This window comes from Acidaminococcus massiliensis, from assembly GCF_900095825.1.
Taxonomy (GTDB): Bacteria; Bacillota; Negativicutes; order Acidaminococcales; family Acidaminococcaceae; genus Acidaminococcus; species Acidaminococcus massiliensis.
Genome location: NZ_LT608315.1, coordinates 2,320,546 through 2,346,728, shown reverse-complemented (window position 1 = coordinate 2,346,728; position 26,183 = coordinate 2,320,546). Strand labels below are relative to the sequence as shown.

At 51.6% G+C, this 26,183-nt stretch carries 21 protein-coding genes; 18 read left to right on the top strand and 3 right to left on the bottom strand.

What is annotated here, in order from left to right:
- Positions 1-146: 146 nt before the first annotated feature.
- Positions 147-1,184: a 2,5-dihydroxypyridine 5,6-dioxygenase NicX family protein gene (locus BQ2657_RS11250; protein ID WP_075580691.1), complete on the bottom strand. Its 1,038-nt coding sequence runs from the start codon at positions 1,182-1,184 to the stop codon at positions 147-149.
- A gap of 165 nt (positions 1,185-1,349) precedes the next feature.
- Between BQ2657_RS11250 and BQ2657_RS11245 the strand changes: the two genes are divergently transcribed.
- The 5 genes from BQ2657_RS11245 (at position 1,350) to BQ2657_RS11225 (ending at position 7,723) form a co-directional block, all read left to right on the top strand.
- Positions 1,350-2,753: a Sapep family Mn(2+)-dependent dipeptidase gene (locus tag BQ2657_RS11245; protein WP_075580690.1), complete on the top strand. Its 1,404-nt coding sequence runs from the start codon at positions 1,350-1,352 to the stop codon at positions 2,751-2,753.
- 12 nt (positions 2,754-2,765) lie between these two features.
- A complete protein-coding gene (locus BQ2657_RS11240; protein ID WP_075580689.1) occupies positions 2,766-3,641 on the top strand; it encodes a YitT family protein in 876 nt (291 codons plus the stop codon).
- A gap of 105 nt (positions 3,642-3,746) precedes the next feature.
- Complete coding sequence (locus BQ2657_RS11235) at positions 3,747-4,883, top strand: helix-turn-helix domain-containing protein (protein ID WP_075580688.1); 1,137 nt, start codon at positions 3,747-3,749, stop codon at positions 4,881-4,883.
- A 216-nt stretch (positions 4,884-5,099) separates the two neighbouring features.
- Positions 5,100-6,386 (top strand): S-layer homology domain-containing protein, encoded by a 1,287-nt coding sequence (locus BQ2657_RS11230; protein ID WP_075580687.1) that lies wholly within the window; start codon positions 5,100-5,102, stop codon positions 6,384-6,386.
- 35 nt (positions 6,387-6,421) lie between these two features.
- A complete protein-coding gene (locus tag BQ2657_RS11225) occupies positions 6,422-7,723 on the top strand; it encodes a cytosine permease (RefSeq protein WP_143224884.1) in 1,302 nt (433 codons plus the stop codon).
- Between the two features lie 150 nt (positions 7,724-7,873).
- Here BQ2657_RS11225 and BQ2657_RS11220 read toward each other — a convergent pair whose 3' ends face one another.
- Entirely contained in the window at positions 7,874-8,866 is a 993-nt protein-coding gene (locus BQ2657_RS11220; RefSeq protein ID WP_075580685.1) for a helix-turn-helix transcriptional regulator, read from the bottom strand.
- Positions 8,867-9,061: 195 nt separating this feature from the next.
- On the opposite strand from BQ2657_RS11220, the gene BQ2657_RS11215 reads away from it, so the two are divergent.
- The 9 genes from BQ2657_RS11215 (at position 9,062) to BQ2657_RS11175 (ending at position 19,775) form a co-directional block, all read left to right on the top strand.
- The gene (locus BQ2657_RS11215; protein ID WP_075580684.1) at positions 9,062-10,462 is read left to right on the top strand and encodes a GntP family permease; all 1,401 of its coding nucleotides are present in this window, start codon (positions 9,062-9,064) and stop codon (positions 10,460-10,462) included.
- Positions 10,463-11,052: 590 nt separating this feature from the next.
- A complete protein-coding gene (gene sufC, locus BQ2657_RS11210; RefSeq protein ID WP_075580683.1) occupies positions 11,053-11,790 on the top strand; it encodes a Fe-S cluster assembly ATPase SufC in 738 nt (245 codons plus the stop codon).
- A 16-nt stretch (positions 11,791-11,806) separates the two neighbouring features.
- Positions 11,807-13,273, top strand: a complete 1,467-nt coding sequence (sufB, locus tag BQ2657_RS11205) for a Fe-S cluster assembly protein SufB (protein WP_075580682.1) — start codon at positions 11,807-11,809, stop codon at positions 13,271-13,273.
- A 17-nt stretch (positions 13,274-13,290) separates the two neighbouring features.
- Positions 13,291-14,415: a SufB/SufD family protein gene (locus BQ2657_RS11200; protein WP_187119207.1), complete on the top strand. Its 1,125-nt coding sequence runs from the start codon at positions 13,291-13,293 to the stop codon at positions 14,413-14,415.
- A complete protein-coding gene (locus tag BQ2657_RS11195; RefSeq protein WP_075580680.1) occupies positions 14,378-15,598 on the top strand; it encodes an aminotransferase class V-fold PLP-dependent enzyme in 1,221 nt (406 codons plus the stop codon). The genes BQ2657_RS11200 and BQ2657_RS11195 overlap by 38 nt, the downstream gene beginning before the upstream one ends.
- Before the next feature lie 19 nt (positions 15,599-15,617).
- A complete protein-coding gene (gene sufU / locus BQ2657_RS11190) occupies positions 15,618-16,058 on the top strand; it encodes a Fe-S cluster assembly sulfur transfer protein SufU (RefSeq protein WP_075581072.1) in 441 nt (146 codons plus the stop codon).
- Positions 16,059-16,408: 350 nt separating this feature from the next.
- Entirely contained in the window at positions 16,409-18,481 is a 2,073-nt protein-coding gene (locus BQ2657_RS11185) for a polyribonucleotide nucleotidyltransferase (RefSeq protein ID WP_075580679.1), read from the top strand.
- Between the two features lie 364 nt (positions 18,482-18,845).
- Positions 18,846-19,328 (top strand): PTS sugar transporter subunit IIA, encoded by a 483-nt coding sequence (locus BQ2657_RS11180; protein ID WP_075580678.1) that lies wholly within the window; start codon positions 18,846-18,848, stop codon positions 19,326-19,328.
- A 15-nt stretch (positions 19,329-19,343) separates the two neighbouring features.
- Positions 19,344-19,775: a zinc-ribbon domain-containing protein gene (locus tag BQ2657_RS11175; RefSeq protein ID WP_075580677.1), complete on the top strand. Its 432-nt coding sequence runs from the start codon at positions 19,344-19,346 to the stop codon at positions 19,773-19,775.
- Positions 19,776-19,837: 62 nt separating this feature from the next.
- On the opposite strand, the gene rpmB is transcribed toward BQ2657_RS11175, so the two are convergent.
- Complete coding sequence (gene rpmB, locus BQ2657_RS11170; RefSeq protein ID WP_012937850.1) at positions 19,838-20,029, bottom strand: 50S ribosomal protein L28; 192 nt, start codon at positions 20,027-20,029, stop codon at positions 19,838-19,840.
- 119 nt (positions 20,030-20,148) lie between these two features.
- Between rpmB and recG the strand changes: the two genes are divergently transcribed.
- The 4 genes from recG to BQ2657_RS11150 all read left to right on the top strand — a co-directional run bounded on the left by recG (position 20,149) and on the right by BQ2657_RS11150 (position 26,179).
- Complete coding sequence (gene recG, locus BQ2657_RS11165) at positions 20,149-22,212, top strand: ATP-dependent DNA helicase RecG (protein ID WP_075580676.1); 2,064 nt, start codon at positions 20,149-20,151, stop codon at positions 22,210-22,212.
- Positions 22,213-22,386: 174 nt separating this feature from the next.
- The gene (locus BQ2657_RS11160) at positions 22,387-23,109 is read left to right on the top strand and encodes a TVP38/TMEM64 family protein (RefSeq protein WP_075580675.1); all 723 of its coding nucleotides are present in this window, start codon (positions 22,387-22,389) and stop codon (positions 23,107-23,109) included.
- 221 nt (positions 23,110-23,330) lie between these two features.
- Complete coding sequence (gene fusA / locus BQ2657_RS11155; protein ID WP_075580674.1) at positions 23,331-25,409, top strand: elongation factor G; 2,079 nt, start codon at positions 23,331-23,333, stop codon at positions 25,407-25,409.
- Between the two features lie 95 nt (positions 25,410-25,504).
- Positions 25,505-26,179 (top strand): DMT family transporter, encoded by a 675-nt coding sequence (locus tag BQ2657_RS11150; RefSeq protein WP_198524557.1) that lies wholly within the window; start codon positions 25,505-25,507, stop codon positions 26,177-26,179.
- The last annotated feature ends 4 nt before the right edge of the window (positions 26,180-26,183 follow it).

Genomic DNA, 26,183 nt, shown 5'->3' with positions numbered 1-26,183 from the left:
CAAATGGTTCGCACCGTTCCTGCTGCTCCAGAGCATCCTGGCTTCCATCGCTCTGGCCATCCTGCAGCTGGCCGGCTGGACGGGGTTGTAAGGGTATGAAAAATAAACTAGGGGGCTGTTGCACGGAAAATGCAGCAGCCCCTAGTTTATTTTTTATCCACAGGAGATAATTGCAGAAGTTCTGGATCACAGATTTTTCCTTTATCCAGAATCTGACGTCCATCAATCCAGACACTGGAATTCAGGCAGATTCCATCTGTATGAGATTTTGCATTCTGTCCATCAGGAGGAGCTTCGGTGGGACTAACATAACCAATGCCCCATTCGGTACAGCCCCATACTCGTTCATCTTCACAGATATTTCCAGTGAGCTTGGCACCAGGATTGAATCCGTAGGCGATATGAGCCATTCGCAGCATATTCTCATCCTGAAAAGAGTCGAGCCATTGTTCATATTCTCGGGCAGCACGGCCTCCTTCGATTTTGATGATTTTTCCTTTTTTAACAGTAAGGATTACCGGTGCATCAGGAATCTTTCCAAAAGGCGGGGTAATGGTTCCATCAAAAACAATGGTTCCATTGGTGGAAGAAAAATCAGGAATCACATTCAACTGCCCTGTCAGGAAATGCATTCCGGGTTTTGAGGCATCTCCACAGTCGTTGGAAATCACGTGCGTGGGATCCAGACGGAATGTTACATCTGTACCCGCTGGTGTGGTCACATGCAGGGCTTTGGCAGTTTGATGGAGTTCGGCTACCCGAGTCATGAATTTTTTTAGTTGCTTTGTTTTGACTTTCCCTACCAACCGGATCAAAAGATTACAGTCAAAATCTACTAGACACATGTAACGTAGCTTAGGATTTCTTTTCAGAGCTTCCTCAAAAGGAGTGGAATAAAGGAGCCACTGATGATTGAATTCAATCCAGACATCGCAGGCAGCCAGGGCACCGGTCAGTTCGGCAACCGGCAGGTCTGGGTCTGCTGCTTTTCCTACGCCTCTGGGCATAGCCAGGGTAATGACCATAGGCTTTGCCCCGGCACTGTAAGCACTTGAAGCAACACCATTGACCAGCTCCATATCAGAACCGGTATCAGCCGTAATAATGACAGTTTCGTCTTTACGGACTTGGAAAATTTCCTGGATCAGCTTGTCAGCAGCATTCTGCAATTCGAAATGAACCATTTTTCAACCTTCTTTCTGTAATAAGTTGATTCTGTTTTCATTTTACCCAGGACTGTCATTTTTATCTTTAAAATGGTTCCAAATTTTATCTGTATTTTTTAAAAGCAATACAATTTCTTGTTAAAGTACAGAAATTATAATGTAAACTGATAAGGAGGGATGAATATGGAACAGAAACAATATCTTCGAGAAAAACTTCCAGAAATGATTGAACTGGTGAGCCATCTGGTTCAGATTCCAACGGTATGGGATCCCGCTTCAGCGGGAGTCGGCAAGCCTTTTGGGAAAAACATAGCCATTGGTTTGGGAACTTTTTTAAAGCTTGCAGGTCAAATGGGATTTGCAACCCGAAATTATGATGGGTATGCGGGAGAGGTCACAGCCGGACAGGGACACAGGATGATTGGAATCTTAGGTCATTTGGATGTAGTTAAAGCCAGTCCAGGCTGGTCGACACCTCCTTTTCAACCGGTGATCCGGCAAAATAAGATTTATGGGAGGGGAGTCTCCGACGACAAAGGCCCATTAGTCAGCTGTCTTTATGCTATGCGGTATTTGATGCAGGAAAAACGGATCCCAGAAGGTTGCAGCATACGCCTGATTGCCGGGTGCGATGAAGAAGAGGGGATGCAGTGCATTGCTTATTACAAGAAAAAGGCAGAACGGCTGCCCGATGAGTCATTTGTGCCAGATGGTTATTTTCCACTGGTGAATTGTGAAAAAGGCCTGATTGATTTTGATTTGTTATATCCGGCTGTATCGGAAAAAGGGCCTGAAGTGATCCCAGTCCTTCAGTTCCAGGGGGGGGCAGGCCGGAATATAGTCCCGGATCGGGCAGAATGTATTTTGAAAGTATTACCGTCTGAGAAAGATATCATTGCCAGGCTGCAGTCCAATCCCCAACTGCAAATCAAGGAAGATGAAGATTCTTCTCATTTAATCCTACAGACCCGAGGCAAAGCTGCCCATGCCATGTCTCCGGAATTGGGCAAGAACGCAATCAGCATTTTGGTCGAAGCTCTTTTGGACAGTGGGCTAACTTTCAGCTGCCAGGCATTTTTGGAAAAATATGAGAAACTCATAGGCAGGACCGTTTTTGGTGAAAAAATGAACTGTGCTTGTGAAGATGCTGAATCAGGCCGGCTTACGCTGAATATCGGAAAAGCAGAACAGAGAGAAAATGCATTTTTGATAGAAGCCAATGTGCGGTATCCTTGTTCTAAGAACCATCAGTGGATCGTTGATGCAATGATGGGACAATTTTCTGCATCGGGGTTCCAGGTAAAGGAAAGATTGGCCATGGATCCTTTGTACATTGACAAAAAAGATCCTTTGGTCCAAAAGCTCATGGAGGCCTATCAGGAAGTCACCGGCGATTTCCAACATGATGCGTTTGCAATCGGAGGGGCAACCTACGCCAGATACTTGCCCCACACGGTTTCGTTTGGACCACTCTTTCCTGGAGAAAAAGAATTGGCCCATGAAGATGATGAATTCCTGGAGATAGAAAGTTTGGAGAAGATGACACAGATTTATATCGATGCGTTGGAAAAATTACTGGAAGAATGAGGAGAATCAACCATGTTTCAGATCCTGACTCGTCGGCCCAGTTTTCAATGGCTGGTGATTTTTCTTGGATGTGCAGTCTATGCCTGTGGTTTGAATTGGTTTATCATACCGATGCGTTTATACAGCGGAGGTCTGGTTGGCCTGGCACAGCTGTTGAGCGAAGAAGGAAAATCCTTCTTTCACTTGACAAATCTCCCTTTTCAGTTATATGGAATCATCTATGCTCTGCTGAATTTACCTCTTTTGTTGCTGGCTCGCTTCCAAATTGGACAATCTTTTCTGTTAAAAAGTCTCTGGGGAACAGCTGGTATTAGTTTTTTTACGGCTATGGTTCCTGTATTGCAAAGTGATCTGCTCCAAGATACCTTGGCAAGTTTGCTGATTGGAGGTGTCATTACTGGTTTTGGAATCGGACTGATGCTGACCGCAGGCGGATCCGGTGGCGGAATTGAAATCCTGGGAGTCTGGTTTTCCCGTCATAGCACAAGCTGTACAGTAGGGAAATTTTCTCTTTTATTCAATGCCGCTTTATATGTAGTATATGCTTTCCTTTTTCAGGTCTCCACATTGCTTTATTCCCTTCTTTATATGATTTTTTACATGGTTTCCTTGGACCATTTTCACTTTCAGACAATCAATGTAAAAGTGCTGATTATTACAAAAAAACAAGGCGTGGATACGCAGATCATGGAGAAAACGGGACGAGGTGTGACGAAATGGATTGGCAGAGGTGCTTACACAGGAGAAAAAGAGGATATTTTACTCACTATGGTCAATAAATATGAACAGGCGGAACTGCTTGAATTGCTCCATGAATTGGATCCATCTGCCTTTCTATTGTTGGAAGAGAGAGTACAGGTTGAAGGGAACTTCCAACGGAGACTCTAGGCTACAGGTTCAGCAGGATCATAACGGCTGCATTGACTGGAGAAAATAACTTTTCTATAATGGAAAAAAATAAGAGCTTCCATTATAGAAAAGGAGTGTACAAGTATGGGCATCCCATTACAGCAACTTTTAGGCCATCCTATTTTTTCAGGATGCAGGATCCTCGCCGGACAAAAAGGAGTTTCTCGCAGAGTATGCCGGATTTCTGTTTTTGATTGCCCATTCCATCCTGAACTGGCTGATCAGATACTGGTTCCTGGAGATCTTTTTCTTTCCTGCCTTGAACAGTTCCGGAAAGGAGATTCCAATTTGCAGGATTTCCTATTCAGTCTCGTAGAACATGATTCAGCAGGTTTGCTGATTGTTTCAACGGGCAACAGCAGCGTCCTTGATGTTACAGCACTGGCGTATTGTGAAACCCATCACTTTCCAGTTCTTCAGCTGGTCCAGGAAAATTCTTATGCACAGATCATGGACGTTCTGAATCGATTTCTTTCCATCGATATGCAAAACAGTGCCAACTTGCAGAAACTGTATCAAATCCGGTTTGAAGCAGTTTCGGAAAAGGAACGTTGGGAAATCCTGCAAAGTTTGAATCCGGCTTTTGAGAATCAAATACAAGTCCTTGCGGTGAAAGGAGATTTTGTATCACTGCTTTCCCAGTTGGAATTGACAAGATATTTTCAGGATTATAGACATGATTTGCTGGTCACGGGAAAAAATAATTTCATGATTTTGAGTGGAAGAGAAAAAGAAAAACTCCAGAAACATACCAAAACCATTGCCCGCTCTCTGGAGAGATATTTTGCTGGATACCATGGGGGCATCAGCCGTATCCACAGTCTGAGAGAAATACGGGAAGCACTCCTGGAAGCGGAAAGAGCTTCCGAAATCGCTAAGACAATGCAGCTTCCCGTGGAAAGTTATGATCCGTTGTCTTCTCTGCAGCTGCTTATCATGAACCAGGGAAGCCAGGAAGAACGGGAATTTTATCAGGCGTATGTGGAGGCTGTCAGTCGGGAAGTGTCAACAGAATCCCTGCCGGAATTCCTGCATACCATTGAAGCTTTTGTCTCCAATGCAGGGAATTATAAAAAGACAGCCGAGGAGATCCGCCAGCATGAAAATACGGTGCGTTACCGGATCAACCGGGTAAAACAGGCATTGCATCTCCAGGACAATACAATCCGGTTCTATGAAACCATCGCCTTGGCAGTAGAACTTCAAAAAATAGTCAGGTGATGCAGAACGTGGATCATCTGTGGTTTCCCGAATCTGCTGGAATTCTAAGGGGCCCGCCCTTTCTGAGGGTGAGACCTTTTTTGTACCCCTAAAATACAACAAAAACACGAAAATCAGGGACGATTTTTGTAAAATTCATAAAGAAAACCTCCGCCGATATTTTTATAATAAAAACAAATGGGTGAAAAATAAAGTATTGGAGGGGAGAAGAATGAGATGGGGAGTAACAAGGAAAAAAGTGTATTATGGAAAACCTTAGTTGGGGTAGGGACAGCAGCTGTCAGCGGGATCCTGGGTGGGACGGGAATTTGCCAGGCTGCCAATCCATTTGCGGATGTACCTGAGGGACACTGGTCCTATCCGGCAGTTGAGCAGTTATGGAGAGAGGGATGCCTCAAAGGATATCCAGATGGCTTGTTCAAAGGCAGAAAAACAGTGACCCGCTATGAGCTGGCACAGCTAATAGCACGAGCCATGTCACAGGGAAAAATCCAGGCAGCTCATCCTCTGGTGCAGGAATATAGGGAAGAATTGGATGGACTGGGGCTCCGCCTTGCTAGAATGGAACAAAGAGAAGATCAAGTACAGATTACCGGCAATATCCAGTTCAGTTACCGACAATTGTCAGGAAAGGCTTTTCGAAAGGATGATTGTGAGAATACGCTGAATGACCTCCGCAGCCGTCTTTTCATTACAGGGAATATACAGCCTAATTGGACTTATCAGGTGATGCTGGAAAACAATCAGTATTTCAAAGGAAAAAATGAATCGGGGGACAGTGATGTGGATGCCCAGCGGTTGCATCTGGATGGCAGATTGGGAGCAGCTGAACTGACGGCAGGAAGGTATGAGCAAGTCATTGCAAAAGGAAACTTTTACGATGATAATGTTGATGGCATCCAACTGCGCTGGAACGGGGAAGAGTCTACATTGCAGCTTTCGGGGGGGAAAGTGGCCAATCTCAGTAGTTTTGGCTGGAATCCTCAACCGGCCATTGCTGATACATTTTTCAGTGTAGAAGCTTCCCAGAAATGGAATGATATCCGTTTTTCAGCAGGTTATTCCCATATCAACAACGTACGGATTGAAGGAGGACTCCAGGGCAACACTCAGGTATTGACAGCCGGCGTGGGCTATCAGCAAGGAAAATGGCAGGCGCAAGGTATTTTTCTCCATGGGAAAAATCAATATGTGGAACATCGGGGGGCCAATCAAAATGGATATGTATTGAATCTGATTTATGGAAATTTTGCGGAGCAGCAGCAGGGTACCTGGAATCTATACGGCGCGTGGTATGACCAGCCTGCACCGACTGTCCTGTCTCATACCATGAACGGCCAATACCGGATTGATCCTCTGCATGGCTTTCGGGGCTATATGCTGGGAGGCATCCTTGCGATAGAAAAGAACATTTATGGGATACTGGAGTATTATGACTTGAAAGGGGAAAAAAATCATAAGAACGGACGGACTTTGTGGACGGAAATAGATTTTGATTTTTAAAGGATAAAGAGAGTGTGGGAAAAGGAGGGATTTCTGTGGACAAAGGACAGCATAGTCAGATTGAAACAACGACATTGCAGCCCGTTCCCATGGAGGAACGCAAAAGTTGGATTGATGTGGCCCTGATCCAGGCTGGATTGATGATCTGTGTGCCGAGCCTGCTTTTGGGAGGAATCTTGGCAGAAGGGATGGAACTGGGAGAAGCCATTTTAGCCGGCACTATAGGATATACCATTGTTATCGTTCTGTTTTGCTTGATGGGAATCATTGGAAGCGATTTGGGAGTACCCACCTGTGTTACGGCCACTAGTGGATTTGGCAGGAAGGGTGCCCGATATTTGGTCAGCAGCATCACTTTTGTCTCCATGATAGGCTGGTTTGCTGTGCAGACCAAAGTCTGTGGTAGTGCTTTTTCCAATCTTCTTTTGGAATCCTTCCATATTTCTTTTTCTGATACGCTTTCCACTGTAGTCTGGGGGGCGGTGATGTTGGTTACTGCTGTTTATGGTATCAATGCATTGGATAAACTGAACTCCGTTGCTGTACCGGCGCTGTTTGTCACTACAATTGTTGGCTGTTTCATGGCTCTGCATCAATTTGGTACGGCAGGCCTTTTTAAGCCCAATCCCCATATCACCATGAGTTTTGCCCAGGGCGTGATTTTGACAGTGAATTATATGGCTGCAGGGTGTTTGGCTGCTTCAGATGTGACCCGCTACCAACGGACCCGAAAAGATACCATTTTATCCAGTGTCATCGGGGTGATGCCGGCAAGTATCCTTATGGTCGTCTTGGGAGCCGTCATGACCAAGGTCGCGGAACAGTATGATATCACACTGGTATTTTGTGAAATCGGGATCCCAGTGATCGGCATGCTGGTATTGATTGCCGCTACCTGGACGACCAATACCATGAATGCCTATTCAGGTGGTATTGATGCAGTCTTGATGTTGAACCTCCCTGACAATCGTCGTGCTGCCGCAACTATGGTATCCGGAGCTTTGGGGACGCTGTGCGCCGTATTGGGAATGGCCGACCATTTCGTAGATTTCCTGAATATCCTAGGAGATCTGATGATGCCCATGATTGGTGTAATCATTGCTGATTACTGGCTGACGGGGAAGGGGAATCCGGAACGATTCCAAGAACAGAGAGAATGGAATGGAATCGGTGTGTTTTCCTGGCTGGCCGGGTATGCCATCATCAAACTGGTTCCTTATGGAATTCCCTATGCTCAAGGGATTGCCGCAGCGATAGTATTGTATACCTTGCTTCGTCGAGAGAAAGATCTTCAAGAAAAAAAGAAAAAAATCGGACAGAATTATTTCTGCAGATAAAAAAGATGTGGAAGATGACCCGCTAGAAATAGACATGGCATCTTTCACATCTTTTCTATATTCAATACCAGCTTTGCTGGATTCCTTGTGTAGTTAGCCGTTGAAACCTGAGCACTGGCAGAGGCCGTTGCCTATGCAACACCCCCCCTTCTATTTATACACCTGCAAAATCCGCCGGGCTTCCTGGACCATTTTTTCCCGGACCCATTCCGGGCTGCAGATTTCCACGCCTTCTCCCAGGGCCATGATCCAGCCCAGGAACTGGTCGCTGACATCCACTTTTACGGTCAGGGAGACGGTATCGGGCCCCTGGGGGATCAGCATGATATCTTTGCCGAACCGATCGATGAAAATGCCTACTTTTTCATTCTGGACTTTCAGCTCCACTTCCGTCTGTTCCCCATTGAACATGCCGAAATGGATGTTGGCGTACTGGGGGATGTCCAGTTTCCGGAAGGCAGCTTCTCCTTCTCGGGGCAGATCCTGCAGCAGCTGCAGATCCTTGATCTTGTCTACCCGATAATGGCGGATCTCCCCGGCTTTTTCATAGTAAGCCGCCAGATAGTAGTTTTCATCGGACAGGATCATCAGCCAGGGACTGACCTGGAACCAATTCCCGTTGTTGCGGGGGACCAGTTCTTTGTTGATGTTCCAGCGGGTATAGTGGAAACGGACCTGTACCCCTGCATTGATGGCCTGGTGGAGTTTGTCCACCGTCAGATAGACGGAGCGGTTCAGAGTCTTCACCCGGCCGGCGATGAGCACCTGGCGCTGGAGGCTCTTGCCCTGTTCCCGGCTGACTAGTTTTTCCAGCTTTCCGATGAGACTGTGGGATTTTTTATCCGGGATGAAGCGGGCCGCCTGGACGGAATCCACCAAGAGCTTCAGCTCGGCCAGCTCGAACTCCCGATTTCCCAGATGGTAGGTGCAGTTCCGTCCGCCGTTGGAACTGATGATATCCAGACCGTATTTCTTCAGCTCCGCAAAATCGCTGTAAAGGGTCTTCCGGTCTGCATTGACCCCATCCTTGTTCAGCCGTTCCGTGATTTCCTGCAGGGTGAGACCATGTTCATCATCGGTTTCCCGCTGGAAGATCTTCTCCAGGTACAGCATCTTCAGTTTTTGATTGATTCCTTTGGTCATGGCAGCCTCCTCAGGGTAAGATATGGTTTTTTCCTTTATGATATCCTGTTCCGGAAGAAAAAGGAACACCTGACCAGAGGAAAATTGATGGAAGCTATATAAAAAATATAGTTTACTTTCTTCGAAAATAGCGTATACTATTAGCTGCAAATCAAAAGGCCGCAATCAAAATGTTTATGAAGGGATGTGTGGAAAATGACTGGCTTACCTTTGATTTTTGCGTTTGTGATTGCCATCATCATTATGATCGTAGCCATTTCAAAATTCCGGATCCATCCTTTCCTGGCTATCCTGGGGGTTTCTGTGATCTTCGGCCTGATCGGCGGGATCCCTCTGGTGAAGCACGGGAAAGTATTGGGAATCGCCGATGTAGTCAGTGCCGGGTTCGCCGGGACGTTCACCAGCATCGGGATCGTGATCATCATGGGGGCTTTGATCGGGACTCTGCTGGAAAAGACCGGGGCGGCCCTGAAAATGGCCGACTGCGTGGTCCGTCTGGTAGGGAAGAATAACACCAGCCTGGCTGTATTGATCATGGGGTGGATCGTGTCCATTCCCGTGTTCTGCGACAGCGGGTTCGTCATCCTGAACCCCATCCGGAAGGCGCTGGTCCGCCGGACCCACTGTTCTGCTGTAGCCACGGCTGTGGCCATGTCCATGGGACTGTATATTTCCCACTGTTTCATTCCCCCCACGCCTGGGCCTATTGCCGCCGCCAACACCATTTATGAAGGGATGGGGCTGGAACCCAATCTGATCCTGGTCATCGGCCTGGGGGCCGCTTCTTCCATCCTGCCTATGATCGCTGCCTATTTTTATGCCAATTATATCGGGACCAAAGTGAAATCCAAGGAAGAACAGGCAGAAAGTGCTGCGCCGGAAGAAACCCAGCAGACTTATGAAGAACTGATCAAGAGTTACGGCCAGCTGCCCAGTGCTTTCATGAGCTTCGCCCCCATCATCGTCCCCATCATCCTTATGGGTCTGTCCAGCGCTATGGCTATGGCCGGGACCAAAACAGACATCATCACCTTTTTGGGTACCCCCATCATCGCCATCAGCGTAGGGGTGATCCTGGGGATCCTGGTGTTGATGCAGAGCACCGTACCGGACAAGATGAAAGCTTTCTATGAAATCACCGATGAAACCCTGAAAGTGGTAGGGCCCATCCTGTTCATCACGGCCGCTGGGGGCGTATTGGGGAAAGTCATCGCTTCTACCAGTATGGTGGCGTTCATCAAGGAAAATTCCAATACCTTGGCCAGCCTGGGGATCTTCTTCCCCTTCCTGCTGTCCGCCATCCTGAAGACGGCCCAGGGATCTTCCACTGTGGCCATTACCACTACGGCCGGGATCATGGCACCCCTCATGGGGACCTTGGGACTGGGGACCCCTATGCTGGCAGCCATCACGGTCATCGCCATTGGGGCCGGGGCCATGACGGTCTCCCATGCCAATGACTCCTATTTCTGGGTGGTTACCAACTTCGGGGACATGGAAGTCCAGGACGGCTACCGGGCCCAGACCATGGGAACCCTGGTCACCGGCATCGCCGCCATGATCAATGTGTATATTCTGTATCTGATTCTGGGGTAAGCAACTGGGGGCTGTTGCATATGCAACAGCCCCTATTTTTTTGTCACTGGTCAACGGTCACTGGTCACTAGCCTATGGAAAGAACCCGTGGCTGACGGGTTCTTATGAATAAAAAACAGGATTGTGCTTTTCTTTTCTTCCGTTGCTTGTCTTAAGTTATTCTGGAGAGGCAAGGACAAGCCGAAGGCGCGTCCGAGCCAGCATCATACAATGAAAGGCAGCCGCAGCCTGGCTGCCTTCCTTCGTCCAGTGACCAGTGACCAGTGACAAGAGACCAGTGACCGGGGGTGTGAATTTTTTCACACCTTTTTTTTGTTTCACCCGTAACAAAAACCTTTCCAAAAATCCAAAAAAATTCCCCTGTTTGCACTATGATATATTGTGGAACTGGAGAAAATCATTTATAATAGGGAAAGGATTTCAGGTGAATATTTTTTGATTACAGTAGAACCGGAAATCCTGGTCCATTTTCTTATTTCCCCACGGTCCCTGATCCTTTGCGCAGGAGGGGATCCGGAGCGGTAAGATACAGCACAAGATTTCATTTCAGTACACGGGCATTGAAGGGCCCGTGGGTAGGAGAGGTTAGTATGAGTGAATTATTACGCGTGGAAGGATTGAAAGTTGCCGTAGAGGGTAAGGAAATCCTGAAGGGACTGGATCTGGTCATCAACAAAGGCGAGACCCATGTAATCATGGGCTCCAATGGTGCCGGCAAATCCACCCTGTTCAACACCATTATGGGCAACCCCAAATACGTTGTGACCGAAGGCCACATTTATTTCGAAGGCAAGGAAATCACCCACGAACCGGTGAATGAAAGAGCCAAGGCAGGGATCTTCATGGCCTTCCAGGCCCCCATCTCCGTCCAGGGAATCACGGTGGAAAACTTCATCCGCAATGCCAAGGGCACCATTTCCGGAGAAAAACAGCGGATCATGCCCTTTCGGAAAAAACTCCATCAGGAAATGGACGCCCTGTCCATGGATCGGAGTTATGCAGACCGGTATGTGAATGACGGTTTTTCCGGCGGGGAACGGAAAAAGAATGAAATCCTCCAGATGTGCATGCTGGAACCGAAACTGACTTTGCTGGACGAAATCGATTCCGGCCTGGATGTGGATGCAGTGCGGATTGTTTCCCAAGCAGTGAACAAATACCACAACGAGAACAATTCCCTGCTGATCATCACCCACCACAGTGAGATCCTCCAGAAGCTCCATCCGGACGTGGTCCATGTGCTGATCAACGGCCGGATCGTCAAGACCGGAGATGCTTCCCTGATCCAGGAAATCGAAGCCAACGGCTACGACGCTTACAAGAAATAACGGGCGGGTGAGCACAATGACGGAAGAAAAGAACGCAGCGCTGGCCCGGGAAACCGCGGCTGACGAACAGAAACTGCAGAAAGAACGGAAGACCATCGACGCGTTGACTGATTTCAGCAACATGTACGATTTCAAGAAGGCTTCCAACCATGAATACAAGACAGAAGCAGGGCTGACCCCGGATGTGGTCCGGGAAATCTCTGCCAAGAAGGACGAACCCAAATGGATGCTGGACGCCCGGCTGAAATCCCTGGACCTTTATTACCAGATTCCCTATCCGGTATGGGGTCCGGATATCAGCGGTCTGGACATGGCCAACATCGTCACTTACGTGCGCCCCAATGCCCGGATGAGCGCCAACTGGAACGACCTGCCCGAAGACATCAAAGATACCTTCGACCGTTTGGGGATCCCGGAAGCCGAAAAGACTTCCCTGGCCGGGGTGGGTGCCCAGTATGATTCTGAAGTGGTGTACCACAGCATCCAGGATGAACTGGTGAAGCAGGGAGTCATCTACACCGACTTCGATACGGCGGTGAAAAAGTACGAAGACATCGTACGGAAGCATTTCATGAAGCTGATCCCTCCTACGGACCATAAGTTCGCCGCCCTCCACGGAGCGGTATGGTCCGGCGGCTCCTTCGTCTATGTGCCGGAAGGGGTGGATGTATCCATTCCCCTCCAGAGCTATTTCCGGCTGAACGCACCGGGAGCTGGTCAGTTCGAACACACCATGATCATTGTGGAAAAGGGAGCCAAGGTCCATTTCATCGAGGGCTGTTCCGCCCCCAAGTACAACGTGGCCAACCTCCACGCCGGGGCGGTGGAACTGTTCATCGGAGATGACGCCACTTTGACCTATTCCACCATCGAAAACTGGTCCAAGAATATGTACAACATGAACACCAAGCGGGCCATCGTAGGGAAGAACGGTACCATCAACTGGGTCACCGGGTCCTTCGGGTCCCACACCTCTTGCCTGTACCCCATGAGCATCCTCAACGGGGAAGGGGCCCACTGTGAATTCACCGGGGTCACCTTTGCCGGCAAGGGCCAGTACCTGGACACCGGGTCCAAGGTGGTCCACAATGCTCCCCACACCACCAGCAACATCAATTCCAAATCCATTTCTAAGGACGGCGGGGTGTGCATCTACCGGGGCAGCGTGGTGATCAACGAATGTGCGGAAGGGTCCAAATCCAACGTCAGCTGCGAATCCCTGATGCTGGATGAACAGTCCCAGTCCGATACCATCCCAGCCATCGTGATCAAGAACGACAATGTGGATCTGGGCCATGAAGCCAAGATCGGCCGGATCTCCGATGAAGCCATCTTCTATCTGATGAGCCGGGGCCTCAGCGAGGACGAAGCCCGGGCCATGCTGGTACGGGGCTTTGTGGATCCTGTTTCCAAGGCACTGCCTTTGGAATATGCAGTGGAAATGAACAATCTGATCAATCTGGAACTGAAAGGTTCCATGTAAAAGGGAGGCGGAGAATGATGACCAAAGAACAATTCAATGAACTTCCGCGTCCCACCTTCCGGTGGATGAAAGTGAACCATCTGGAACTGGATCCTCTGGAAACCCAAGAACTGCAGCCGGTGGAACTGGCTGTACGCCAGGAAGGTTCCGCCCAAGTGGAAACCTACGAAGGGAATGGGCTGCCGGATCTGGGAGATTTCCAGGGAGCCAGCCGGGAAGCCCTGGCCCAGGCCCAAAAGGGCGGCAATATAAACTGCAGGGTGACGGTGCCCGAAGGAGAAGAAGCCTCTGTGTGGATCACCTACACGGTGACGGAAGAGGCGCCTCGGCTGGTGGGTCAGCTGAAGCTCCAGGCTGGCAAGGACAGCCGGCTCCATGTGTACGAACTCTTTGACGGTGATGCGGAAAATGGGCTGGTGAACCTGCTCCAGTATGTGGATGCAGGGGACGGGGCCCAGGTGACCATCAGCAAAGTCCAGATCCACGGAGAAAAGGTCCGGCACATCGACCAGCGGCTGACCCGGGAAGGGAAAGAAGCCCAGGTAAAATTCGTCAGCGCTGAAGTGGGCGGCCATCAGAACTTGGTATATGTGCGGACGGATCTGGACCATGATGAGGCCCAGTTCAAAAGCGCTTCCATGTACCTGGGCAGTGATGACCAGCTGTTTGACTATTCTTACTGGGTTCCCACCAAGGGATGCAAAACCGATACGGATATCCTGACCACTGGCGCCCTGATGGGGACCAGCAAGAAATATTTCCGGGGGACCATTGATTTCCTCCGGGGCGGGAAAAAGGCAGTGGGCAACGAATCCGATGTGTGCCTGCTGCTGAACAAAGGGGTCCATTCCATTTCAGTTCCTCTGCTCCTGTGCAAGGAAGACGATGTGGTGGGCAACCATGCTTCCAGTTCCGGTCAGATCGACCAGGACATGCTGTTCTATTTGATGAGCCGGGGCTTCAATGAAGCTGGAGCCCAGCTGATCATCGTGGAAAGCAATATCCGGCCGGTCATCGACCAGCTGGGAGATGAAAATCTGGAAAACAGGGCGCTCCAGGCTGTACGGACGAAAATGCAGTTCTGCCACCAGAAAGGAAATTGCCATGATAAATGTACGCAGAGATTTCCCCATCTTGACTAAAGTCCATAACGGACATCAATTGGTGTATCTGGATAATGCTGCCACTACCCAGAAGCCCTATCAGGTGATCCACGCCATGGTGGACCTGCTGGAACATCACAATGGGAACCCCCACCGGGGGGCCCATGTGCTGTCCATCGAGGCAGGGGAGCTGTATGACGAAGCCCGGGAAGCGGTGCGGAAGTTCATCAACGCCAAGCATTTCGAAGAAGTGATCTTTGTGCGGAACTCCACCGAAGGGCTGAACCTGATTGCCCGGAGCTATGGGGAAACCCATCTGCAAAAAGGCGACAAAGTGGTGATCCCCATTTCCGAACACCATTCCAACCTGGTGCCCTGGCAGAGAGCCTGCCAGAAGACCGGCGCGGAATTGGTCTATATGTACCTGGATGAGACGGGGCACTTTACGGAAGAAGACCTTGCTAAAATCGACAGCCGGACCAAGATCGTATCCTTTGCTGCGGTGAGCAATGTGTTGGGAATGAAACGGCCGGTGAAGGAACTGGTGGAACGGGCCCATCAAGTGGGAGCCATTGCCATCGTGGACGGCGCCCAGTCCACGCCTCATATGAAGACTGATGTCCAGGATCTGGACTGCGATTTCTATGTGTTCTCCGGCCACAAGATGCTGGGGTCCACTGGCACCGGGGTGGTCTACGGGAAGAAAGCCCTGCTGGAAGATATGGAACCTTTCCTGCTGGGCGGGGACATGATCGAATACGTCCAGGAACAGACCACCAGCTTCAATGAACTGCCTTATAAGTTCGAAGCTGGTTCCCAGAACGTGGAAGGAGCAGTGGCCCTCCATGCAGCGGTGGATTACCTGAACGACATCGGCATGGACCAGGTGGAAGAACACGAACATGAACTCACCAAACATTGCCTGGAAGGGATGCTGAAGCTCCCTCATATCCACATCCTGGGGTCTACGGATCCTTCTGAAAAGACCGGGGTGATCTCTTTTACCATCGACGGGGTCCATCCCCACGATGCGGCTACCATCCTGGACAGCTACGGCATTGCCATCCGCAGCGGCCATCACTGTGCCCAGCCTCTGGGGGCCCATCTCCATGTGGAAGCCTCCAACCGGGTCAGCTTCTACATCTACAATACCCTGGAGGAAGTGGATTATTTCCTGTCCAAGCTGCCGGAAGTCCGGAAAGTCATGGGCTTCAAAGATTGAAGGAAACAGGTGAATGATGATGGAAGATATGAACCAACTGTACTCTGATATTATCCTGGAGCATAACCAGGATCAGGCCAACAAACATGAGCTGGATCCCCACAATCTCCAGGAACACGGCCACAATCCCAGCTGCGGAGATGACATCACTCTCCAGGCGGATATCCAGGATGGAATCATCAAAGATGCGGCTTATACCGGCCACGGCTGTGCCATCAGTCAGGCTTCCACGGATATCATGATCGACCTGATCCGGGGAAAATCGGTGAAGGAAGCCCTTCGGCTGGTGGATCTGTTCCTGGCCATGATCAAGCGGGAAGAGACCGATGACGCCAAGCTGGAAGAATTGGACGATGCCATCGCCCTGAAGAACATCTCCAACATGCCCGCCCGGGTCAAATGCGCCGTCCTGGCATGGCATACCCTGAAGGATGCCTTGGAGAAGGAAGAGAACAAATAAGGTGCTGCTTCGCAGCACCGGTTGCGGGTCGCGGGCCGTGAGTCGCAGGCTCGTCGGCAATCAACGGAATTTTCCTATGCTTGTCGAAATGACCTCATTCATGCATCCGGAGAAACAGATTTAAATGGTAAAGAGGTGTTGTCCGTACTTTTTACGGACAACATCTTTTTTGTTGGAAAAAGTGAAAAAACTGTTTTGTGTAAAGCATACGGATCTTTGGTTATGGCTGTCCAAGCCCGCGCCCGGGGTGTGAAAAATATATTTTCACACCCCTTTTATGGCTTTTTCCCCGTCGGTGTAGTATAATCTACCCATAATGTCAAGAGAGAAAAAGAAGGAGGATGCATAGGATGCATAGTTTTAGTACGGAATTTGGAGGCCGGACCCTCACCATTGAAACAGGCAAGATTGCCAAACAGGCCAATGGCGCAGTGCTGGTCCGCTATGGCGAAACGGCCGTGGTGGTGGCTGTGACGGGTACCGATACCCCCAGAGAAGGGGTGGATTTCTTCCCGCTGACAGTGGATTTTGAAGAGAAGATGTACGCAGTGGGCAAAATCCCGGGCGGATTCCTGCGGAGAGAAGGGCGGCCGGCAGAAACGGCTATCTTGACCTCCCGGCTCATCGACCGTCCCATCCGGCCCATGTTCCCAGACGGCTACCACAACGATGTACAGATTGTTGCGACGGCTGTCTCCGTGGATCCGGACAATGCCCCGGACATTCCGGCTATGATTGGCGCATCCTGTGCCCTGTCCATTTCCGATATCCCCTTTGAAGGACCCATTGCCGGTGTCCGGGTGGGCCTCATCGATGGGCAGTTCATTGTGCAGCCCACCGTGGAACAGGCCAAAGTCAGTGAACTGAACCTGGCCGTAGCCGGCACCAAGGACGCCATCCTGATGGTGGAAGCCGGTGCCAAGGAAGTTTCTGAAGAAGTGATGCTGGACGCCATCTGGTTCGCTCACGGAGAAATCAAGAAACTGGTGGAATTCCAGGAAAAGATCCAGGCCGAAGTGGGCAAACCCAAGATGGATTTCGAAGTCTATACGCCTCCTGCAGAACTGGCTCAGGAAATCGAAGCCTATGGTGAACCCAAGATCCATGATGCTCTGATGGATCCGGACAAGCTGCACCGGGATAAGATGGTCAGCGAAGCCAAGGAGGAAATCCTGGCCCACTTTACAGAACTGTATCCGGACAATGAGATTGACATTGCCCATGTGGTAGCCAAATTGGTGAAACGGGTGTTCCGGCACATCATCACCGTGGATAAGATCCGTCCTGATGGCCGTGCCCTGGATGAAGTCCGTCCCATCAGCTGCGAAGTAGGGCTCTTGGCCCGTCCTCACGGCTGCAGCTTGTTCACCCGTGGCCAGACCCAGGTGCTGAACTGCCTGGCCTTGGCACCTCTCCGGGATGCCCAGACCCTGGAAACCCTGGCTGGAGATATCCAGAAACGCTATATCCACCATTATAATTTCCCGCCCTACAGCGTAGGAGAAACCAAACCTCTGCGCAGCCCGGGCCGTCGGGAAATCGGCCATGGGGCCCTGGCAGAACGAGCTCTCCTGCCAGTAATTCCCTCTGAGGAAGAATTCCCCTATACCATCCGACTGGTTTCCGAAGTGCTGGAATCCAACGGTTCCTCTTCTATGGCCAGCACCTGTGCCAGCACCCTGTCTCTGATGGACGCTGGGGTGCCCATCAAGGCTCCTGTTTCCGGGGTGGCCATGGGCCTGGTGAAGGAAGGCGAGAATTTCACCATCCTGACCGATATCCAGGGACTGGAAGATGCCAACGGAGACATGGACTTCAAGGTAGCCGGTACATCCAAGGGCATCACCGCCATCCAGATGGATATCAAAGTGGACGGCCTGACCCGTGATATCCTCCAGGCTGCTCTGGCCCAGGCCAAAAAGGGCCGTGCCTTCATCTTGGGCAAGATGCTGGAATGCATTTCTGAACCTCGGAAGCAGCTGAAGAAATACGCCCCCAAGATCACCACCATCAAGGTGAACCCGGAGAAGATCAAAGACATCATCGGACCTGGGGGCAAGGTGATCAAGAAAATCGTGGAAGATACCGGTGCCCAGATCGACATCAACGATGATGGAACCGTGTACATCGCTGCGGCTGACAGCGCTTCTGCCGATGCGGCCATCAAGACCATCCAGGATATCACGGCGGAACCGGAAGTGGGCAAGGTGTACACCGGCAAAGTCACCCGGATCATGAATTTTGGGGCCTTTGTGGAATTCATGCCCGGCCGGGAAGGGCTGGTGCACATTTCCCAGCTGGCCAAAGAACGGGTGGAAAAAGTGGAAGACGTGGTCAGCGTAGGCGACGAAATCGTCGTGAAGCTGGTGGAAATCGACTCCAAAGGACGGCTGAACCTGTCCCGGAAAGCCTGCTTGAAATAAGAAAAAAGGGGGTGTGAAAAAATTCACACCCCCGGTCACTGGTCTCTTGTCACTGGTCACTGGACGAAGGAAGGCAGCCGGGATGCGGCTGCCTTTCATTGTATGTTGCCGGCTCGGACGCGCCTTCGGCTTGTCCTTGCCTCTCCAGAATAACTCAAGACAAGCAACGGATGAAAAGAAAAGCACAATCCTGTTTTTTATTTATAAGAACCCGTCAGCCACGGGTTCTTTCCATCGGCCAGTGACCAGTGACCGTTGACCAGTGACAAAAAGGGGCTGTGAAAAAAGGATTTTTCTCATTTTTTCACAGCCCCTTTTTCATGTTACAATAATATGGTACACACAGAAACAAGGAGAGACTGCTATGGGATTGTTTTTCAGGAAAACAAAAGTAATACTGCTGGCTCCACTGACCGGGACATTGATTCCTCTGGAGAAGGTAGCGGACAAAGCTTTTGCCCAGAAAATGCTGGGGGATGGAGTGGCTGTCCAGCCGGAAAAGGGAGAACTGGTTGCCCCTTGTGACGGAGAAGTTTCTTATGTGCCGGATACGGCCCATGCTATTGCCCTGACCGAGGCACACGGACTGGAAATCCTGCTCCATGTGGGCCTGAATACGGTGGAACAGCAGGGTATGGGGTTCAAAGCCCTGGTCAAAAGCGGAGAAAGAGTCAAGGCCGGCCAGCCGCTGATCCTTTTTGACCGGGAAAAGCTGGAAGCCTGCGGCTGCGATTTGAGTACCCCCATGGTGATCACCAATGGGGACAAAGTGGGTAAAATGGAAAAAGCCCAAGAAGGGCCGGTACAGGCGGGAAAAGATACCGTCTTGACCGTCACCCTGAATTGATGGGGGAGGCAGCATATGAAAGTGAACGGCAGCGGCGGCAGCTTCGTGGAACAGGTCTATCATCTTACTCCAGCGGTTGCCTGGGAACTGGGACTCCAGGTCTGCCGGGAGATGGAAGTGGATATCGAAAAGCAGGATGATACTGGGATGCTGCTGAATGGCTCCCTGGTTTCTGAAGAAAAATCTTTTCTGTTCGGCAAACCCCAACGGAAGGAGATCGTTTTTGCCGTACAGGCTTTGGAAGAAGGGTGCCAGGTCATCGTGGACATCCATAAAAAGCGCATGGAAGTCTACAGCCTGAAACCCCAGAACCGGGAAACGGACCGGTTCGTGTCCCTATTTGAAGAAAAGGCCCAGGCTTATCTGGAGCGGCGGATCTGTCCCCAGTGCAAGGCGGCTCTGCCCAAAAATGCGGCGTTCTGCCCGTTCTGCGGGGCGAAGCTGTAGGAAAAAGCAACAAAAAAGCTGACTGCCGAAGCAGTCAGCTTTTTTATGCTGTAACCTATAGCTTAGATGGCGCGGGTTACCTTGCCGGAACGTAAGCAGCGAGTGCACACGTTGATGCTCTTCACTTCACCGTCTACCACCGCTTTGACCTTTTGAACGTTAGGTTTCCAAGAACGTTTTACATGTCTATTGGAATGGCTGACGTTGTTGCCGGACAGCTCACCTTTGTTGCAGATTTCACAGATGCATGCCATGGTCCCACCTCCTTCAAGTTATAAGGCAATGCGTTATTTTTAAAACTCAATGTAGCTATTTTAACACAAATTGGATTATAATTGCAAGTAGAAAACCATGAGAAAAGGAGAAAAGAGCCATGTGGTGGCAGGAACCAGTAACCAAACTCAAAGGCATCGGGCCCAAAAAGGCCCAGGAATTTGAAAATATCAATGTTGTGACCATCGGTGACCTGCTGAACCATTTTCCCCGGCAAGGCTGCTATCTGGACTATTCCCATATAAAGACCATCAGCGAACTGACCACAGCCGGGGAGATGCAGCTGTTCCGAGGGACCATCGTGCGGCTGAACAACCGCAGGAGTGCCCGGAACATGAAATATGCCACCATTACCGTGGGGGATGGCACCGGCTTCGCGGAAATCGTCCTGTTCGGGGCCCAGACCTATATGACCCGGGTCTATCATACAGGGGATGAAGTGTTCGTCATCGGGAAAGTGAACCTGGGCCGTACCGCCAAAAGCGTCACCAGTGCCAGCCTCTCCCATGTGAAGGAAGAAAAGGCGGAAGCCCCGGGCATCCTCCCCACCTATGCCCTTACCGGCAGTTTGACTCAGAATCAGGTGCGGGGGGCGGTGCGCCAGGCTTTGGCCTTGGCGCGGAAAGAACTGCCGGAATGCCTGCCGGAGAAAATCCTCCAGGCCAGACATTTCCTGCCCCGGCTGGAAGCCCTGGAAAACATCCATTTTCCCAAAAGTCCGGAACTCTTGGAAAAAGCCCGGCAGCGGCTGATCTTTGAGGAACTGTTCTTCCTCCAGTGTGGGCTGCTCCATCATCGGGTGGAAATCAAGCGGGACAGCAGGGGCATCAAGATGGCCCGGTGCGGAGAACTGGTCCGGAAGGTCCGGGGACTCCTGGGTTTTTCCCTGACGGACAGCCAGAAAAAAGCCTGGCAGGAAATCGATGATGATATGCAGAGCCCGGAACCCATGAACCGGCTGGTCCAAGGGGATGTAGGATCTGGGAAAACGGCCCTGGCTCTCCTGGCCTTGGCCAAAACCGTGGAAAACGGGTATCAGGGATGTCTGATGGCTCCTACAGAAATCCTGGCGGAGCAGCATTACCAAGAAATGCAGAAGGTACTGGAACCAGCGGGGATCCGGACGGCGCTTTTGACCGGGGGCCTGACGGCCAAAGCCCGGCGGGAGGTACTGGAAGGCCTGGCGGACGGTTCCATCCAGGCGGTGGTGGGGACCTATGCCCTGATCCAGGATGCGGTGGTGTTCCATTCCCTGGCCTTGGCCATCACCGATGAACAGCATCGGTTCGGGGTGGCCCAGCGGGCGAAACTCCAGGATAAGAGTCCCTATGCGCCCCATGTGCTGGTCATGACCGCCACTCCCATCCCTCGGACCCTGGCCCTTACGGTATATGGGGATCTGGATGTGTCCCTGATGAAGGGGCTGCCCCCGGGTCGGAAACCGGTCCAGACCCTGTGCTATACGGAAGATAAGCGGGGGGCGGTGTATAAGGGCTTGGTCCACCAGGTCCAGGAAGGGCACCAGGCCTATGTGGTCTGCCCCCTTATCGAAGAAAGCGAAGGGGTGGATGCCAAGGCGGCTGCGGACCTGTATGAAGAATTGACCTCCACCTATCTCCGGGGGATTCCCTGCGGCCTGCTCCACGGACGGCTGAAACCGGAAGAGAAGGACGCGGTGATGGAAAGTTTTGCCCGGAATGAAACCAAGGTGCTGATTACCACCACGGTGGTGGAAGTGGGGGTGAACGTGCCCAATGCTACCCTGATGATCATCGAGGGGGCGGATCGGTTCGGCTTGGCCCAGATGCACCAGCTCCGGGGCCGGGTGGGACGGGGAAGCGCCCAGTCCTACTGTGTGCTGCTGACTTCTTCCACCAATCCAGTGACCTTGGAACGGCTCCAGATCATGCGCAGCTGCAGCGACGGCTTCCTCCTGGCGGAAAAAGACCTGGAACTCCGGGGGGCCGGTCAGTTCTTCGGACTGCGGCAGCATGGGCTGTCGGATCTGTACATTGCGGATATCCTTCGGGACACGGACACCCTGCTGGAAGCCCGGAAGGCAGCCCAGTGGGCCATGAGTGATCCTAAGACGGAACAGGAAGTGATCCGGGCCGCCGCCACTACCCAGTTCGATGAGCGGTTCGAGCGGATCTTCAATGCGTAGGAGGGTGGCTCATGGGCAGCACCATCCAGTCAGAAGCTTCTGTCCATACAATAGCATCCTCGTTTTTTTAAGCTCTATTTACAGGTAGTTTTCATTTCTGTAACAATGGCACATTATAATAAAGAAAATCCAAATCGAACCCTCATCCATTCTGTCAGAAGGAGCACATACATCATGGAAACACCTATACAATCCCCGGTCCCTACCAAAGATCATGGTTCGGAAGGGACTTTTAAGATCATCGCGTTTGCCGGCCTCCTAGGGGTCCTGGCTCTGATCCATTTCCTGGATCCCGGTTTCTATCCACAGATCATCCACCTGGCCAGAGGCGGGAATATCCAGGAAACGGTGGGCTTCCTCCGTTCCTTCGGGCCTTGGGCGGTGGCCATCAGTTTCCTGCTGGATGTTTTCATCAATGCAGCAGGCTGTCTCCCGTCGATCTTCCTTTCCACCGCCAATGGGGTGGTGTTCGGACTACCCTTGGGGATCTTGATTTCCTGGGCGGCGGAAAGTGTGGGGGTCATCCTCAGTTTTCTGATCATGCGGTATTTTCTCCGGTCCACGGCGGAAAAAGTCATCGCTAAGAGCAACAATCTCCAGCGGCTGGATGAAATGAGCAGCGACAACGGCCTAGTGGCCATGGCCCTGGCCCGGACCTTGCCCTATTTCCCTTCTGGGATCCTCACCTGTTTGGGGGCCATCAGCCGGATGAAGCTCCGGGATTACATCATTGCCACTTTTGTAGGAAAATTCCCTTCCACAGCCTTGGAAGTGGTGGTAGGCCACGACATCATCCATTTCCGGCAGCATATGGACCGGCTGGCCATCCTGGCCACCTTGGTGATCTTGGCTTATGGACTGCTGTTGTACAATCGGTACAAGGACCGGAATGCATAAAGGACGGCAGGATTGTCAAAGCATGGCAAACCATCTGTAAAGGAATGTGTATCTATCGTTACACATTCCTTTTTATTTTGTGGGAATTTCGAAAGTTTTCTGTTAAAAGCAGGAAAACAGTGCCTATTCCCCGAAAAAGAGTACCATCAGACAAGAATCTTGGGAAGGCTGCTCCTGGCAGCCGGGAATCCCGCATCTTACGGAATAAAGGGGGCTGTACAGTGAAAGAGTATACAGGCGATAAAATCAGGAACGTGGCAATTGTTGGGCATGGAGGTGCAGGGACCACTTCCCTTACAGAAGCACTGCTCTACCGCAGCGGTGCCATCAGCCGTATGTGCAAGGTGGAAGATGGGCAGACCACCACGGACTTCGAACCGGAAGAAATCAAGCGGGGAGTTTCCGTGAGCGCTACTCTGGCTCCCGTGGAATGGCGGGATGTGAAGATCAATTTCATCGATACACCAGGCTTTGCAGATTTTGTGGCAGAAGTCAAAGGGGCCTTTCGAGCCGTAGACAGCGTATTGATCGTGGTCAGCGCCACCAGCGGGGTCCAGATCGGGACGGAACAGTGCTGGAAACTGGCGGAAGAAGCTGGTCTGCCCCGGCTGATCTTTGTGAACAAGATGGACCGGGAAAACGCCGATTACGACAATATCCTGGACAATCTCCGGGCCAAGATCGGCAAACGGATCCTGCCCTTGGAACTGCCTTTGGGGAAGGAAGAGGATTTCTGCGGGGTCATCGATGTGTTCAACCAAAAAGCCTATAAGGGCAACGGGAACGGAGCGGACGAGATCGAAGTCCCTGAAGACCTGAAAGCCTGGGTCCAGGATGCCCATGACAAAATGGTGGAAGCGGCGGTGGAAGCCGATGATGAGGTGATGGAACGGTATCTGGAAGGGGAGACCATTTCCGATGAAGAAGTGATGCACTGTCTGGTGAAGGGCATCCGGCAGGGCATCATCTTCCCGGTGCTCTGCGGTTCTGCTTTCAAGAACATCGGCCTGGGCCGGACCCTCTCCGCCATTGTGGACTACACCTTCCCTGCTGTCCTGAACGAATACCATGTGACCAACCTGAAGACCGGTCAGGTGGAACGGCGGGACTCCAATGCTCCGCTGGCTGCCCTTGTGTTCAAGACCACTTCCGATCCTTTCGTGGGGCGGATGAGCTTTGTCCGGGTGTTCTCCGGCATCATCAAGGCCGACAGCACTGTATACAATGCCAGCCGGGATGAAATGGAAAAAGTGGGGAATATCAACACCCTTCGAGGCAAGAATCCTCTGCCCATGAAACAGATCGTGGCCGGGGACATCGGGGTCATTTCCCGCCTCCAGTTCACCATGACCGGAGATACCCTCAGTGCCAAGGAGGAACCGGTGCAGTTTGCGCCCATCGAATATCCGCTGCCCATGTACAGCCGGGCCATCTCTCCCAAGAAGAAGGGGGATGAAGACAAAATCGCCGCAGCTCTGGGCAAACTGATGGACGAGGATCCTACCTTCATCGTCAGCCGGAACCCGGTGACCAAGGAAACCCTGATCAGCGGCATGGGAGATCAGCATCTGGAAATCCTTATGGAACGGATGAAACGGAAATTCGGCGTGGATGCAGTGCTGAAACCGCCCATGGTGGAATATCGGGAAACCATCCGGGGGTCTGCAGAAGTAGAAGGCAAGTACAAGAAACAGACCGGCGGCCATGGCCAGTACGGCCATGTGGTCATCAAGATGGAACCTCTGCCTCCGGGCAGCGGCTTCGAGTTCGTGGACAAGATCTTCGGGGGTGCCGTGCCCCGCCAGTACATCCCAGCGGTGGAAAAGGGCATGAAGGAATCCATGGAGCACGGGATCCTGGCCGGCTACCCTGTGGTGGATCTGAAAATCACCCTGCTGGATGGGTCCTACCATACGGTGGACTCTTCAGAAATGGCCTTCAAGGTGGCTTCCCATATGGCTTTCCAGAAAGCTGCGGAACAATCCAAACCCGTGCTTATGGAACCCTATTACAACCTGGATGTGTACTGCGACGAACGGATGACGGGGGACATCATTTCCGACCTGAACGGCAAACGGGGCCGGATCCTGGGGATGCAGTCCGCAGAAGACGGCCGGGCTGTGGTGAAGGCCCAGGTACCCTATGCGGAAATCCTGGATTACGCCGTGGATCTCCGGGCCTTGACCCAGGGGACCGGGACCTTCGAGATGAAATTCGACCACTATGAGGATGTGCCGCCCAAACTGGCAGAAAAGATCGTGGCAGATGCCAAGGCAAAGGCAGAAGCTGCCAAAAAGTAAAAAGGATTTGCATCCAACGGACCTCCTGGCCATTGCAGGAGGTCCGGTTTTTGTGTAAACTGAGGGGGAATCGTTTTCACAAGGAGGAAGGATCCGTGACTTTTTCTACCACCAAAAAAGGCATCTTGGCTTCCATCCTGGCAGCCGTATTCTTTACCACCATGGATATCGGGGCCAAAAAGCTGCTGTACCTGGGCACCGGGGAGATCACTTTCTTCCGGGGGCTGTTGGGTATGCTGTTCCTGCCTTTCATGGCCCGGGTGGAATCCCTGCCGGTGTTTTCCGGAAAAGACCGGGGGCTGCTCCATCTCCGGGGACTGTTCGGGGGCGTCTGCCTGCTGTTCTTTTTCTACTGTCTCAATGGGCTGACACTGGGGGATGCGGAGATCCTTACCCAGCTGTCTGCTTTCTTCATGTGCCTCCTGTCCCCAGTTTTCCTGAAAGGGCGTCTCCAGGGACGGGAAGTCCCCTGGCTGGGGATGATTGCCCTGGGAGCGGCCATCGTCCTCCAGGTGTGGAATTTCCATTCCTTCAATGTGTATGCCATCTTTGGGATCCTATCCGCCTTCTTTGCGGCCAGTGCCTATGTGTGCATCGGGAAGATGACGGAGAACGGAGGCCATACCCAGACGGAGCTGGTCTTTTACTTCCAGCTTTACAGTACCCTGGGCGGACTGGTGATCATGGGAGCCACCGGCCAATGGACCCTGCCTTCCGGCTGGGAATGGGGGTGGATCGGGGAACTGGCCTTGTCGGCGCTGCTGGGCTAGGTAT

What these genes read in the sequence shown, in the direction of transcription:
- rpmB (WP_012937850.1), bottom strand. Translation starts at nt 20,029, where the DNA reads ATGGCATGCATCTGTGAAATCTGCAACAAAGGTGAGCTGTCCGGCAAC.
- sufC (WP_075580683.1), top strand. Translation starts at nt 11,053, where the DNA reads ATGAGTGAATTATTACGCGTGGAAGGATTGAAAGTTGCCGTAGAGGGT.
- BQ2657_RS11245 (WP_075580690.1), top strand. Translation starts at nt 1,350, where the DNA reads ATGGAACAGAAACAATATCTTCGAGAAAAACTTCCAGAAATGATTGAA.
- sufB (WP_075580682.1), top strand. Translation starts at nt 11,807, where the DNA reads ATGACGGAAGAAAAGAACGCAGCGCTGGCCCGGGAAACCGCGGCTGAC.
- BQ2657_RS11240 (WP_075580689.1), top strand. Translation starts at nt 2,766, where the DNA reads ATGTTTCAGATCCTGACTCGTCGGCCCAGTTTTCAATGGCTGGTGATT.
- BQ2657_RS11200 (WP_187119207.1), top strand. Translation starts at nt 13,291, where the DNA reads ATGACCAAAGAACAATTCAATGAACTTCCGCGTCCCACCTTCCGGTGG.
- BQ2657_RS11185 (WP_075580679.1), top strand. Translation starts at nt 16,409, where the DNA reads ATGCATAGTTTTAGTACGGAATTTGGAGGCCGGACCCTCACCATTGAA.
- BQ2657_RS11235 (WP_075580688.1), top strand. Translation starts at nt 3,747, where the DNA reads ATGGGCATCCCATTACAGCAACTTTTAGGCCATCCTATTTTTTCAGGA.
- sufU (WP_075581072.1), top strand. Translation starts at nt 15,618, where the DNA reads ATGGAAGATATGAACCAACTGTACTCTGATATTATCCTGGAGCATAAC.
- BQ2657_RS11220 (WP_075580685.1), bottom strand. Translation starts at nt 8,866, where the DNA reads ATGACCAAAGGAATCAATCAAAAACTGAAGATGCTGTACCTGGAGAAG.
- recG (WP_075580676.1), top strand. Translation starts at nt 20,149, where the DNA reads ATGTGGTGGCAGGAACCAGTAACCAAACTCAAAGGCATCGGGCCCAAA.
- BQ2657_RS11180 (WP_075580678.1), top strand. Translation starts at nt 18,846, where the DNA reads ATGGGATTGTTTTTCAGGAAAACAAAAGTAATACTGCTGGCTCCACTG.
- BQ2657_RS11195 (WP_075580680.1), top strand. Translation starts at nt 14,378, where the DNA reads ATGATAAATGTACGCAGAGATTTCCCCATCTTGACTAAAGTCCATAAC.
- BQ2657_RS11250 (WP_075580691.1), bottom strand. Translation starts at nt 1,184, where the DNA reads ATGGTTCATTTCGAATTGCAGAATGCTGCTGACAAGCTGATCCAGGAA.
- BQ2657_RS11230 (WP_075580687.1), top strand. Translation starts at nt 5,100, where the DNA reads ATGGGGAGTAACAAGGAAAAAAGTGTATTATGGAAAACCTTAGTTGGG.
- BQ2657_RS11160 (WP_075580675.1), top strand. Translation starts at nt 22,387, where the DNA reads ATGGAAACACCTATACAATCCCCGGTCCCTACCAAAGATCATGGTTCG.
- BQ2657_RS11175 (WP_075580677.1), top strand. Translation starts at nt 19,344, where the DNA reads ATGAAAGTGAACGGCAGCGGCGGCAGCTTCGTGGAACAGGTCTATCAT.
- BQ2657_RS11215 (WP_075580684.1), top strand. Translation starts at nt 9,062, where the DNA reads ATGACTGGCTTACCTTTGATTTTTGCGTTTGTGATTGCCATCATCATT.